The following is a 12,319-nucleotide window of genomic DNA, read 5'->3' as shown; positions in this document are numbered from 1 at the left end:
GCTACTTGCCGGGCTTCTGCGCCTGCTCGCATTCGACCTGGATCAGCTCGCGCTCGTCCAGCCTCGCGCCGATGCGCACCGCGCTCAGGCAGCCGCCCCACACGCAGCCGGTGTCGGTGGAGAGCAGATCGGGCCGCGAGAGCCAGCCCAGGGTCGACCAGTGGCCGAAGGCGAGGGTGGCGTTCGCGGTCTTGCGCGCGGGCACGTCGAACCAGGGCATGTAGCCCTCGGGCGCGTTGGACGCACTGTCCGTGACGTCGAAGTCCATCACGCCGTCGGCCGTGCAGAAGCGCAGCCGAGTCAGCGCATTGACGATGGCGCGCAGACGGGCGCTGCCCGTGAGGGTGTCCTGCCACTGCGCCGGCTCGTTGCCGTACATCGACATCATGAATTCGCCCAGTGCCGGACCACGCAGCACCGATTCGACCTCGGACGCCAGCACCAGCGTCTCGCCCACCGTCCATTGCGGCAGCACGCCCGCGTGCACCATCAGCAGGTCGCCGCTGCCGATGCGCATGTGCAGCGCCATGTGCTGCTGGCGAAGCCAGTCGAGCAGCTCTTCGGCGTCGGGCGCGGCCAGCAGCTCCGCCAGCGTGTCCTTGCGGCCGGGCTTGCGCGCGCCGTGCGCCACGCCCAGCAGGTGCAGGTCGTGGTTGCCCAGCAGGCTCAGGGCGGAGGGGCCGTAGCCCCGTATGCGGCGCAGCACGGCGAGCGAGTCGGGGCCCCGGTTCACCAGGTCGCCCAGCAGCACGATGGTGTCGCGGCTGGGGGAGAAATCGATCTTCTGCAGCAGCCGCTGGAAGGGCGCGTCGCAGCCTTGCAGGTCGCCAATCAAGTAAAGTGCCATTCCCCCATTCTCTCCCGCAGTTCATGGATGTCTTCCTCCTGGCCTTGCTGACCACGCTCAATGCGTTGTTCGCAATGTCCGAAATGGCCCTTTCCACCAGCCGGCGCGCACGTCTCGCGGCCTTGGCAGAAACGGGGACGCCGGCGCGGTGGCCGCGCTGAAGCTCATGGAGGCGCCCACGCAGTTCCTCTCGACGGTGCAGATCGGCATCACCTCCATCGGCATGCTCAGCGGCATCGTGGGCGAGGCCGCCTTTGCCGAGCCGCTCGCGGTCTGGATGGAAAGCGTCGGCATGGGCCGCGGCACCGCGAGCATCGCCTCCACCGCCGTGGTGGTGACCTGCATCACCTTCTTCACCATCATCTTCGGCGAGCTGGTGCCCAAGCGCATCGGCCAGCTCTATCCCGAGCCGGTGGCGCGCTGGGTGTCGCGCCCGATGCGCGGGCTGGCCAAGGGCGCCAAGCCCTTCGTGTGGCTGCTGGCGGGCGCCACGGCCACCACGCTGAAGGTGCTGCGCATCGACGCCAACGCGGCGCGCTCGGTGACAGAGGAAGAGATCTCCGCGAGCCTCGAAGAGGGCGTGGATGCCGGCGTCATCGAGCAGCACGAGCACCAGATGGTGCGCAACGTGTTCCACCTCGACGACAGGCGCCTGTCGTCGCTGATGATCCCGCGCGCCGACATCGAGTGGCTCGACGCCTCATTCACCGTGCAGCAGGCGCTGCAGAAGGTGGCCGACGCGGCCGCGCTCAACCTCGTGCATTCCTGGTACCCCGTGTGCCGCAATTCGCTCGACGACGTGGTCGGCGTGGTCAGCGTGGCGCACCTGCTGCGCCTGGGCCCCGCGCACACCGGCGTGCTGGGCCAGGAAGCATCGCCCGCCGTGTTCGTGCCCGAGACGCTCACCGGCATGGAGCTGCTGGAGCAGTTCCGCGCCCGCGCCGGCCGCCTCGTGTTCGTGGTCGACGAATACGGCGTGGTGCAGGGCCTGATGACCCCGCGCGACCTGCTCGAAGCCATCACCGGCGAACTGCAGCCAGGCATGCAGACCGACGCCTGGGCGCATCAGCGGCCCGACGGCCTGTGGGAGCTCGACGGGCTCATGCCCGTGTCGGAGCTGCGCGCGCGCCTGGGCATCCGCGAGCTGCCCGACGAGGAGCGCGGCCTCTACAACACCGTGGCCGGCCTGCTGATGGCCGTGTCGGGCCACCTGCCGGAGGTGGGCGAGCAGATCGACTGCGCTGGCTGGTGCTTCGAGATCGTCGCGCTGGAAGGCCGCCGCATCGACCGCGTGCTGGCCTCGCCCGACCCGACCGCGCCGCCCAAGGAAGAGTAGGGCGCGGGCCATGCTGTCGCTGCAGGCTCTCAGCTGCCCCCAATGCTCCGCGCCCCTGCCGCGCGCCGCCCGCTGGCGCACGGTGAACTGCAGCTACTGCGGCGCCACCGTGGTGCGCGGCCAGGAGATCGTCGAGCGCGAGAGCTTCCGTGCCGCATGGCGACGAGCGAATGCCGACGTGCCCGGCGGCCGCGTTCTTGCGTGGCGCGGCGGTCGCTACCGCGTGCTCGCGCCGCTGGCCACCGGCGAGCACAGCGAAGTGCTGCTGGCCGAACGACTGGGCGCGCTGCCCGAGCGCGTCACCTTCAAGCTTGCACGCGAGAGTTCGGCAGACGGCGTGCTGCAGCGCGAATTCACCGTGCTTCAGGCGCTGCAGGATCTTTCCGTGCCGGGCGCCGCCTACTTCACCCGCCGCCTGCCGCAGCCGCTGGGCATCGGCGTGGCCGAGGGAATGGCCAGTGCGATGGGCGAGGGCTCGCGCCAGGCGTTGGTGCTTCGGCACCCGACCGGCTTCTGGGGCAGCCTGCACGACGTGCAGCAGGCCAACCTGCAAGGCATCGACCCGCGTCATGCCGTGTGGATCTGGCGCCGCATGCTGGAGGTGCTCGCCTTCGTGCACGGCGAGGGCTGGACGCATCGCGATCTTTCCCCGGCCCATGCGCTCGTGCATCCGCGCGACCATGGCGTGCTGCTCATCGGCTGGTCGCGTGCGCAGCAGGCCACCGGATCGGCGCACGACGCGGCCGTCGCGCGCGACCTGATGCAATCGGCCTGGGCCGTGCGCGCCGTTCTGCATGGCGGAGCAGCCGGCGAGCCCGGCCTTGGTGCCCACACACCCGCCCCTCTCGCCGCCTTGCTGCGCGAGTGCAGCGAAGACGCCGCCGCCTGCCGGCGCCTCGGCGCGCAGGGCATCGAGCAGGCGCTCTCGGCCGCGTCGCGCGAAGCCTTCGGCGCACCGAGGTTCGTCCATTTCGATCCGGCGCCCGCACCGCACGCCGGCGCCTGAATCAACGCATACGTACAACAGTCACAGAGGAGCAGAACCCATGGGCTACGGAAACTACTCGCACGCCGCCCACACGGCACTCATCGCCGACCGCGCCGCAAGGCCCGGCGCGGAAGTCTTCACGCAGCGCTCCACCCATTCGCTGATGAACCCGCACGGGCTCAAGGTGCGCGAGTCGCGCGACAACGCCGACCACCCGAACTCGCTGGGCATCGCCTTCGCGCTCGACGTGACGGGCTCCATGGGCGACATCCCGCAGATCCTCGCGCGCCGCGAGCTGCCCACCTTCATGAAGCTGCTGACCGACTGCGGCGTGGCGGACCCGCAGCTCATGTTCATGGCCATCGGCGACGCCAACTCCGACCATGCACCGCTGCAGGTCGGCCAGTTCGAATCGACCGCCAACCTCATGGACCAGTGGCTCACCTGGAGCTACCTGGAAGGCGGTGGCGGCGGCACCGGCGAGGAGAGCTACGAGCTCGCCTTCTACGTCATGGCGCAGCACACCGACATGGACTGCTGGGTCAAGCGCAGGAAGCGCGGCTATTTGTTCGTGACCGGCGACGAGCTGCCTTACCCGGCCGTCTCGCGCCACCAGGTCGAAGGCCTCATCGGCGAGAAGCTCGACGAGGACATTCCCATCGAGGAAGTCATCGCCGCCGCCGCGGAGACCACGAACCTGTTCTTCCTGATCCCGGACGCGCAGCGCCGCCGCCGCTGCGAGCCGCGCTGGCGCGAGCTGCTGGGCGATCACGTCATCTGCATGGACTCCCCCGACGATGCCTGCGCCGTGGCCGCCGGCATCGTCGCCCTCACCGAGAAGGCCGTGCCCAGCCTCGAGGCGCTGGCTGGCGTGATGAGCGCCACCGGCATGGAAAAGGACCGCGTGGGCGGCGTGCTGCACGCGCTCGACGGCTATGCCGCGCTGCTCGATCCGTCGGCGTCGCGCCGTGCGCCGCCGAGCGCGGCGGCAGCGGCCGCCGGTCCGCGCTCGTCGTGGTGGAAGCGGCTCTTCGGTTGACGGCCGTGTGACGGCTCACGCGTCCACGCACTACGTCTCGCTGCTGGGCCTCGGCTTCGGGGACTGCGGCAAGGGGCTCTTCACCGACCACCTGTGCGGCGAGCTGCGGGCTCACACGGTGGTGCGCTTCAACGGCGGCGCCCAGGCCGGGCACAACGTGGTGCTGGCCGACGGCCGCCACCACACCTTCTCGCAGTTCGGCGCCGGCAGTTTCCATGCGGGCGTGGGCACGATGCTCGCGAGCCCGGTGGTGGTGCACCCCACGGCGCTGCGCGTCGAGGAGGAGGCATTGCGGCGCGCTGGCGTGGCCGATGCGTTCTCGCGCCTGCTGGTCGATGCGCGCTGCCGCGTGACCACGCCGTTCCACCAGGCCGCCGGCCGCCTGCGCGAATGGGCGCGCGGGGAGGAGGGCGCGCACGGCAGCTGCGGCGTGGGTGTCGGTGAGACCGTGCGGCATGCGCTCGCTTCGCCCGACGATGCCTTGCACTATGGCGACTTGGCCCGGCCTGCGCTGGCGCTCGAGAAGCTCGAAGGCACTGCGTACCACATTGCTGCGCGAGTCCGCCTCGTTCGCCGTCCCTTCTTCGCATGCCGAAGCGGCACAGGAACTCGCCATGCTCCGCGACGGCACGCTCGCCCGTCGCTGGCTCGACGCCGTGGCGCCTTGCGTCGCGCAGTCGCCGCCCGCGAGCGCAGACCGCATCGCCGAGCGCCTCGCGCGGCCCGGCGCCGTTGTCTTCGAAGGCGCGCAAGGCGTGCTGCTCGACGAGTGGCGCGGCTTTCATCCGCACACCACCTGGAGCACGATCTCGGCCGCGGCGGTCGAGGCCGTGCTGGCCGACGCGGGCATCGACGCGCCCGTGCAGCACCTCGGCGTGCTGCGCAGCTACCTCACGCGCCACGGCCTCGGCCCGCTCCCCACGCACGATCGCGCGCTCGATGCGCGGCTGGCCGAACCGCACAACGCGGAAGACGGATGGCAGGGCGCGTTCCGCAGGGGGCATCCCGACGCGGTGCTGCTGCGGTATGCGCTCGACACGGTCGGCGCGCTGGACGGACTGGTGGCGAGCCACCTCGATGCCCTCGGGCGTGCGCAGCTGCGGTGGTGCGCGGGCTACCGCACCGCCGATGCGGGCCGCCTCGCGTCGCTGCCGCTCGGCGGCGTGCGAGACCTCGATCACCAGCAGGCGCTGACGCAATTGCTGCAGGGCGCCGAGCCCATCTACGAGCCGCACCCCGTCGCCACGCCGCACGCATGGGTGGAGCACGCGGAGGCGCTGAGCGGCCTGCCCGTGCGCTTCGGCGCGTTCGGTCCGACGCGCGAGGCGGTGCGCGCGCGCAAGCATCTGCCCTGATCGTTCGCAAAAAGAAGGAATTTCCGTGGACTACAACCTCCCCCTGATTGCCGGCGCCGTGCTCAGCGCCATCGCCGCGCTGCTGCACGTCTGCGTGATCTTCGGCGGGCCGGCGTGGTACCGCTTCTTCGGCGCGGGGGAGCGCATGGCCGCCGGCGCGGCAGCCGGGCACATGTATCCGGCGCTGGTCACGCTGCTGGTCGCAGGCGTTCTGGCCACGTGGGCCGCGTACGCGCTCTCCGGGGCCGGGGTGCTGCGGCCCCTGCCGCTGCTGGCATTCGCGCTGCCGGCGATCACCGCGGTGTATTTGCTGCGGGGGCTCCTCGTCGTCGGGCTCTTCCTGTTCGACAGGCGGCGGCTGACGGCATTCTGGGTGTGGAGCTCGGTGATCTGCCTCGTGTACGGCAGCGTTCACCTTTGGGGGCTGATCCAGGTTTGGGACAGCCTGTAGGCGGTCGCGAGTCAACTTCCACGAAGGAACCTCCACGCCCAGGCTCAGGCTGTCCTTCACCTGATAGCCGAGAACTGGTGAATCCGGCTCCGGGCGGTGCGGCCGGCAGCGGCGTGTGACCCACTCGTGCGGGATGTCATCTCACGGGGCAATTTCTTACAATAAGTTGCGTTCCGTTTCGCCGGGGCAACCCAAACCGCGCCTTCGTACATTCATCGCGTCCGCTCATGCCTTCGTACAGACTCGCCTCCTGCTTCGTTCGCAATGCCCGCCTGGCCGCTGGGCTGATCGCCTCTCTGACACTGTTCGCCTGCGGCGGAGGAGGTGGTGGCGCAGGCAACGCGGCATTCTTCATTTCCCCCCACGCAGCAGCCCGCCACGCCTGCGCCCGCCGGCCCATCCGGCGAATCCACCGTGCTGATGCGAGTCAAGCCGGAGGCGGTCGGCGTCAACTGTTCCTTTGGCGGCGCGCGCGTCGAGGCCGGCCTGGACGCCGACAACAATCACGTGCTCGCGGACAGCGAAGTCACCTCCACCCAGTACAGCTGCAACGCCACCGCCGTGGCGGATGGCCTCAGCACGCTTGCGCGCATGCGGGCGGAGCCCGCCGGCAGCCATTGCGCGCAGGGCGGCTCGCAGGTGCTGGCCGGCAAGGACCTGAACCGCAACAACGTGCTCGACGATGCGGAGGTGACCAGTTCAACCTACGTCTGCGGCGGTGCGCCGGGCGCGACGGGCGCTGTAGGCGCCGCGGCGTCGAACGGCCGCGACAGCCTGCTCGCATTCGCTGCCGAAGCACCGGGCGGCACCTGCGCCTATGGCGGCCAACGAGTGCAGTCCGGGCTGGACCTGAACGCCAACGGCGTGCTCGACGCCGCAGAGGTCACGGCCACGGCCTACGTGTGCGCGGCCGCGCCGGCCGACACGCGCTGGGTCAGCGTCACCGCCTCGAGTGTCCAGACCGAGTCGAACACCGGCTATCAGGCGAACTCGAGCACCGGCGTCACGCTCACGCTGCCGCCCGCGCCCACGGTGGGCGACTGGATCAAGGTGGTGGGGGTGGGCAGCGGTGGGTGGACCATCGCGCAGAACGCGGGGCAGCGCATCGAAACGCGCGGCCTGCCCGGCGGAACGGACTTCGACTGGCGCTCGGTGGCGCCCAACGGTAGCTGGAGCGGCCTGGGATCGTCCGCCGATGCCACCCGCCTGGCGGCAACATCCACCACCGGCGAGCTGTACACCTCGGATGATTCCGGTGCGAGCTGGGTCCCGCGCCTCACGGGACAGGTCTGGAGCGGTGTCGCTTCTTCCAGCGACGGCCTCGCGCTGCTCGCCGCAACCAACGGCGGTGCGCTTTACCGCTCGACCGACGGCGGCAACAACTGGAGCAACGACGGCTCGTCCCAAGCCTGGACCGCGGTGGCCAGTTCCGCCGACGGGTCGCGCCTGGTCGCGACCGCCTACCTCGGGCAGATCTGGACCTCGTCGGACGGCGGCAGCAGCTGGACGGCGCGTGAGTCGAACCGCGCCTGGCGCGCCGTGGCCTCTTCGGCCGATGGCCGGGTTCTGGTGGCGGCCACCAATGGCGCGCAGCTGTATGTCTCGACCGACTATGGCGTGAGTTGGACCCCGCGTGCGAGCGGCCAGTTCTGGTGGGCGACGGCGGCGTCGGCGGACGGCAGCATCCTGTACGCCACCGTGGACACGGGCGCCGTCTGGGTTTCCACCGATTCGGGCACCACATGGGAACCGCGCAGCGTCAACCGGGACTGGCGAGGCATCGCCACATCCGCCGACGGCCGCTACGTCGTGGCCGCCACCAGCGGTGGCCGCCTCTACGAGTCCAGCGACAGCGGCCAGACCTGGCGCGCGACCAGCGACGCCGGTGCCTGGACTGCGGTCGCGAGCAGCGCCGACGGCGTGAAGGTGGCCGCTGCCAAGTCGGGCTCGGCCATCCAGCTCGGCACGCGTCGCACTTCGACCACCCTCGGCACGGCCGGGTCGATTTCCGGAGGGCAACAGGACTCGCTGGAGCTGCAATACGTGGGAGGCGGCGTGTTCATGCCCGTCGGCTACGTGTTGGCCAATGTGGCATTCGTCGTTCGCTGAATCTGTTTCGCGGCTCCGCGCGCGCGAGAGTGCTGTCGCGCGGCTTTCTGGGTGTGGAGCTCGGTGATCTGCCTCGTGTACTGCAGCGTCCACCTCTTGGGGCTGATCCGGGTGCGGGGCGGCTCTGACATCGGAGCGCAGGCCAGCGGCGCGGCAGAATGCGCGCCACACCCTGAAAGTCGCCAGATGACGATCGACCCATTCGACGAAGGGCTCCACCACCGGCACATCGTGCCGTACGACCCCGCCTATGCCGAAGTCTTCTCCCTCGTACAGGAGTACGCGCGTGGGCGAATCGAAGGCGTCGAGCTCGTGCACATCGGCAGCACGGCGGTAGCCGGGCTGCGCGGCAAGCCCATGGTCGACATCACGGCCATCACCGCGCGCGAGAACCTGCGCGAGGAGCAGAAGGCCTTCGAGCGCGCCGGCTTCCATCGCAGGCCGGTGTGGGTGGACAAGGACGAGAAGCCGTATGTCTGCGGCTCCGTGCTGCATGGCGGACGGCGCTTCAACGTCAACATCCACATCTGCCATCGCGGCGATCCGGTGCACAAGGATTCGCTCGCATTCATCGACATCCTCGAGCGGCGGCCCGATCTGCGCCGCAGGTACGAGGAGGCGAAGGACCGGGCCCATGCCGTGGACCCTGCCGATCCGCAGGTCTACAACCGCGAGAAAGAGGCCGTGATCAGGGAGATCGAGGCGCAGATTCCCAAGGCCTCGAAGACCTGAGCGTCGTTCGCTACGCCGAAGCGACGGAACCGTCGCAGGCACCGTCGCGTGCCGCTGCTCGCCGGGTTGACCGGTGGACCGCAGCAGGGTGCAATGCCGGAGGCTCTTCGTATTTCCAGGAAAGGACCTGCCTTGAAGCTCGACTCGAAACCGATTCCGCTCGCAGCCCTGACGCTGACTGTCCTCTCGATGACCGCCTGCGGGACACCGCAGGTGAAGGATGAAGCCCCGGCCGGGGCGTGCCGGCCAGACGCGGCAACCGCCCTGACCGGCAAGAACGGCGTCGGCGACGCCGAAGCTCGGCAGCTGACCGGCGCATCGACCGTCCGCCAGGTCCAGCCCGGACAGCCCGTGACGATGGACTACCGGCGCGAGCGCGTGACGATCGAGACGGACCCGAAGACGGGCAAGATCGTTCGCGCCTACTGCGGATAGGCAGGGCTCAGGGCGGCGCTTGGCGGTGTCCTGCTCTCACCACGCGTACCCCGCCTGCACCCGGGCTGCCACCCGGCTGCCGCTTCCGCTGCTGGTCGCGGTCGAAACCCCCACGCCCAGGTTCAGGTTGTCGTTGACCTGGTAGCCGAAGGCGACGCCCAGCCCCGACGCGCCCGCGTAGTTGCCAACGGCGGCGCCCATCCATTTCTTCCCTGCAGCCAGCGTCGGCATCGACGGCATGGCCAGCGCGGCCGCCACGCCCTGCGCGGCGAAGGCGTTCGCCTGGCTCGTCGCGTTGGCCACCGCCTGCTGCAGCTGCCCGAGGTTGACGGCGTCGGTGGCCAGCAGGCCGGGCGCGACGTTCGTGATGCCGCGCAACTGGTTGGTGGCGGCGTTGCCGACCGACACGGTGTTGTCCCGATCGGCCACCGAGCCCTGGCCCAGCGCCACCGCGTTGTTGCCGCTGGCCAGCGTGTTGGCGCCCAGCGCGACTGCGTTGTTGCCAGTGGCCACGGCGTTGTTGCCCACCGCGGTGGTGGGATCGGCCAGCGCCCTCGCGCCCGCGCCGATGGCCACCGAGCCCGCGTGGTTGGCCTGCGCGCCATTGCCGATGGCCACGGTGTTCTCTCCGGAGGCCTGCGCGTTGGTGCCCATCGAGGTGCTGCCCGCGCCGCTGGCCCCCGCGCCCGGGCCGCAGGCCACCGAGCCGCTCGCGCTCACGGCGCAAACGCCGCTGGACAGGGCCTGGTTCATCAGCGACTGCAGTGCACTGACCTGCTGCACGGTGAAGTTGTTCGCGGTGGTGATGGCCGTCTGCTGCGCCTGCTGCACCTGGCCGACGTTGGCAGCGTCGGTACTCGCCTGGCCGGCCGCCACGTTGTTGATGGTGGTGCCCGCGCCGCCGTTGGCATTGAGCTGCAGCGCGGTGCCGCCCGCGCCGTACTGCGCCGAGTTCTGCGCGAGGCCCAGGGCCGTGTTGGAGGTCTGCTGCACCGTGTAGAGCTGGCTGCCGTTGACGGCGTCGGTGCTCGTGGCGTTCACCGCGCCCGCGCTCACGTTGACGAGGGTGCGCGTCTGGCCTGCCGAGCCGAAGGAAACCGTATTGGCCACGGTGGCGACCGAGTTGGCGCCGATGGCGATGCTGTTGGTCGCGCCGGCCGCGACCTGGCTGCCCGAGCCGATGGCTACGCCGCTGGTGGCCAGCGCAGACGCGCCGGCAGAGCCGTTGTAGGCGCCGCCGATCGCCGTGCTGCCATTGCCCGATGCCACCGCACCTCGGCTGGTGTCCAAGGCACTGCCGATGGCGATCGCCGAGGTGCCCGATGCCTGCGCGCCGCTGCCGCCGGCGTGGCCGGGGTAGCCGCAGCAGCCATAGGGGCCCTGGCCTCCCGCGCCGACCGCGATGGCACCGCTGGCCGAAGCCTGCGCGCCGCTGCCGCCGGCGCCGCCCGTGCCGCCTGCGTAGCCCGGGCCGGCGGTGCCGCCGCCGCCGATGGCCGTCGCGCCGTTCGCGGTGGCACTTGCGCCGGCGCCACCCGTGCCGCCGAGTGCACCGGCGGCTCCGTTGTTGCCATCGCCGCCCGCGCCGATCGCGGTGGCGCCGTCTCCCTGGACCGTAGCGGCGGCACCGCCGCTGGAACTCGTCCAGCCCGGCTGGCTGGGCCCCGGGTTGCCCGCGTCGCCGGCCACGTAGCCCGCTGCGTGAGCGCTTCCCACGGCGAGCAATGCGGCGGCCTGCAGGCATCTGAGTACGGGGTGGGGCCGAATGGTCATGAGTTCCTCCTTCGCTGAAACGGCAGACAAGACAAAAAACCGCACGAGTGTGTGTTTTTGTTTCCAGTGCCGCCATCCCCGAGAACTGGTAAATCCGGCCCTTTCGGGCCGTTCATGAGCCTTCGCCCGCCGGGCTGCTGTTCAGTGGGAATGCGAAGGGCCGCGCCGCCGTGCCGAAGGGCGGCTGCCACGGCTGCCGCCGCGATTCGACGGCTCAGCGGCTCACGCGGGCGTTCTCGTCGCGATAGCCCTGCGGCGTCATCCCATGCTGCCGCGCGAAAGCGCGCTGCAGCGCATCCACCGAGCGGAAGCCGCTGCGGCCCGCGATCTTCTCCTGCGTCCAGCTGGTCTGCCGCAGCAGCTGCGCGGCGGCGGCCACGCGGGTCTGCTCGACGAAGCGCGCCGGCGTGCAGCCGGTCTGGGCCGCGAAGGCGCGCGCGAAGTTGCGCGGGCTCATCCCCGCGCGCGCGGCCATCGCCTCGACTGAGAGGTTTTCCTGCGGATGCGTTCCTATCCACGCAACCAGCTCGCGCAGCCGGTGGCTGGCCGTGGCCTGCGCCTCGAGCGCCTGGCTCAGCTGCGGTTGCTCGCCGCCGCGCAGCATAGGCAGCGCCAGGGTGAGCGCGATGTCCATCGACACCGCATGGCCCAGGTCGTCCTCCACCAGCGCCAGCGCGAGCTCGATGCCGGTGGTGACTCCGGCCGAAGTCCACATGGGGCCGTCCTGCACGTAGATGCGCTCGCGCTGCACGCGCACCTGCGGGCGCAGCTGCTGCAGCATGTCGCAGGCGCTCCAGTGGGTGGTGGCCTCGCGGCCGTCGAGCAGGCCGGCGGCGGCCAGTGCGAAGGCGCCGGTGCACACGCTGCCCACGCGGCGCACGCGCGGCGCGACCTCGGCGATCCACTCGCTCACCTTGTGCTCGAAGATGGCCGAGCGCACCGAAGGCTCGTCGCCGCCGGCCACGATCAGCGTGTCGATCTCGGCTGGCAACTGCCGCAGCGCCAGCGTGCCCGCGAAGCTCAGGCCGCCATTGGTGAGCACGCTGCCGCCGGCCGGCGACGCGATGTGCAGCCGGTAGGTGCCGGGGCGCATCTGCTCGGCCTTGCTGAAGACGCTGGCCGGGCCGGCGATGTCGATGGCCTCGACGCCATCGAACGCGACCAGCACCACCACGCCGCCGGCGCCGTGGCTGGCAGGAACCGCGGCTTCTTCGTCCTTGTGGGGCGGGGTGGGCATTCTTACTCTCGGGGCAT

The 12,319-nt window shown here is 70.7% G+C and carries 10 protein-coding genes and 2 pseudogenes; 9 read left to right on the top strand and 3 right to left on the bottom strand.

Going from position 1 to position 12,319, the window contains the following annotated elements; translation table 11 throughout:
- Position 1: 1 nt before the first annotated feature.
- Positions 2 to 847, bottom strand: coding sequence for a symmetrical bis(5'-nucleosyl)-tetraphosphatase (locus ACHMXA_RS25020; RefSeq protein ID WP_395316720.1), 846 nt, complete (start codon positions 845 to 847; stop codon positions 2 to 4).
- 23 nt (positions 848 to 870) lie between these two features.
- Between ACHMXA_RS25020 and ACHMXA_RS25015 the strand changes: the two are divergent.
- The 9 genes and pseudogenes from ACHMXA_RS25015 to ACHMXA_RS24975 all read left to right on the top strand — a co-directional run bounded on the left by ACHMXA_RS25015 (position 871) and on the right by ACHMXA_RS24975 (position 9,292).
- Positions 871 to 2,183 (top strand): annotated as a pseudogene (locus ACHMXA_RS25015) (hemolysin family protein).
- Between the two features lie 10 nt (positions 2,184 to 2,193).
- Positions 2,194 to 3,189 carry a protein kinase family protein gene (locus ACHMXA_RS25010; RefSeq protein WP_395316719.1) on the top strand — a complete coding sequence of 332 codons (996 nt, stop codon included), beginning with the start codon at positions 2,194 to 2,196 and terminating at the stop codon, positions 3,187 to 3,189.
- 40 nt (positions 3,190 to 3,229) lie between these two features.
- Positions 3,230 to 4,210 (top strand): VWA domain-containing protein, encoded by a 981-nt coding sequence (locus tag ACHMXA_RS25005; RefSeq protein WP_395316718.1) that lies wholly within the window; start codon positions 3,230 to 3,232, stop codon positions 4,208 to 4,210.
- Positions 4,107 to 4,694, top strand: a pseudogene (locus tag ACHMXA_RS25000) (adenylosuccinate synthetase); the annotation flags it as partial. The gene ACHMXA_RS25005 and the pseudogene ACHMXA_RS25000, both read left to right, overlap by 104 nt.
- A 130-nt stretch (positions 4,695 to 4,824) precedes the next feature.
- Positions 4,825 to 5,565 (top strand): adenylosuccinate synthetase, encoded by a 741-nt coding sequence (locus tag ACHMXA_RS24995; RefSeq protein WP_395316717.1) that lies wholly within the window; start codon positions 4,825 to 4,827, stop codon positions 5,563 to 5,565.
- 25 nt (positions 5,566 to 5,590) lie between these two features.
- The gene (locus tag ACHMXA_RS24990) at positions 5,591 to 6,016 is read left to right on the top strand and encodes a hypothetical protein (RefSeq protein WP_395316716.1); all 426 of its coding nucleotides are present in this window, start codon (positions 5,591 to 5,593) and stop codon (positions 6,014 to 6,016) included.
- 414 nt (positions 6,017 to 6,430) lie between these two features.
- Positions 6,431 to 8,125, top strand: a complete 1,695-nt coding sequence (locus ACHMXA_RS24985) for a WD40/YVTN/BNR-like repeat-containing protein (protein WP_395316714.1) — start codon at positions 6,431 to 6,433, stop codon at positions 8,123 to 8,125.
- Between the two features lie 186 nt (positions 8,126 to 8,311).
- Entirely contained in the window at positions 8,312 to 8,857 is a 546-nt protein-coding gene (locus ACHMXA_RS24980) for a GrpB family protein (RefSeq protein ID WP_395316712.1), read from the top strand.
- Positions 8,858 to 8,989: 132 nt separating this feature from the next.
- Positions 8,990 to 9,292, top strand: a complete 303-nt coding sequence (locus ACHMXA_RS24975) for an I78 family peptidase inhibitor (RefSeq protein ID WP_395316711.1) — start codon at positions 8,990 to 8,992, stop codon at positions 9,290 to 9,292.
- A 36-nt stretch (positions 9,293 to 9,328) separates the two neighbouring features.
- On the opposite strand, the gene ACHMXA_RS24970 is transcribed toward ACHMXA_RS24975, so the two are convergent.
- Together ACHMXA_RS24970 and ACHMXA_RS24965 are read right to left on the bottom strand one after the other, a co-directional pair.
- The gene (locus ACHMXA_RS24970; protein ID WP_395316710.1) at positions 9,329 to 11,065 is read right to left on the bottom strand and encodes a YadA family autotransporter adhesin; all 1,737 of its coding nucleotides are present in this window, start codon (positions 11,063 to 11,065) and stop codon (positions 9,329 to 9,331) included.
- Between the two features lie 214 nt (positions 11,066 to 11,279).
- Positions 11,280 to 12,302 (bottom strand): GlxA family transcriptional regulator, encoded by a 1,023-nt coding sequence (locus ACHMXA_RS24965; RefSeq protein ID WP_395316709.1) that lies wholly within the window; start codon positions 12,300 to 12,302, stop codon positions 11,280 to 11,282.
- Positions 12,303 to 12,319 lie beyond the last annotated feature (17 nt).

The organism is Variovorax sp. UC74_104, from assembly GCF_044055375.1.
GTDB lineage: Bacteria > Pseudomonadota > Gammaproteobacteria > Burkholderiales > Burkholderiaceae_C > Variovorax.
Note: the sequence above shows the minus strand (reverse complement) of the source record. Positions and strands in the feature narration are given on the sequence as shown.

What these genes read in the sequence shown, in the direction of transcription:
- ACHMXA_RS25020 (WP_395316720.1), bottom strand. Translation starts at nt 847, where the DNA reads ATGGCACTTTACTTGATTGGCGACCTGCAAGGCTGCGACGCGCCCTTC.
- ACHMXA_RS24980 (WP_395316712.1), top strand. Translation starts at nt 8,312, where the DNA reads ATGACGATCGACCCATTCGACGAAGGGCTCCACCACCGGCACATCGTG.
- ACHMXA_RS24970 (WP_395316710.1), bottom strand. Translation starts at nt 11,065, where the DNA reads ATGACCATTCGGCCCCACCCCGTACTCAGATGCCTGCAGGCCGCCGCA.
- ACHMXA_RS24965 (WP_395316709.1), bottom strand. Translation starts at nt 12,302, where the DNA reads ATGCCCACCCCGCCCCACAAGGACGAAGAAGCCGCGGTTCCTGCCAGC.
- ACHMXA_RS25010 (WP_395316719.1), top strand. Translation starts at nt 2,194, where the DNA reads ATGCTGTCGCTGCAGGCTCTCAGCTGCCCCCAATGCTCCGCGCCCCTG.
- ACHMXA_RS24995 (WP_395316717.1), top strand. Translation starts at nt 4,825, where the DNA reads ATGCTCCGCGACGGCACGCTCGCCCGTCGCTGGCTCGACGCCGTGGCG.
- ACHMXA_RS25005 (WP_395316718.1), top strand. Translation starts at nt 3,230, where the DNA reads ATGGGCTACGGAAACTACTCGCACGCCGCCCACACGGCACTCATCGCC.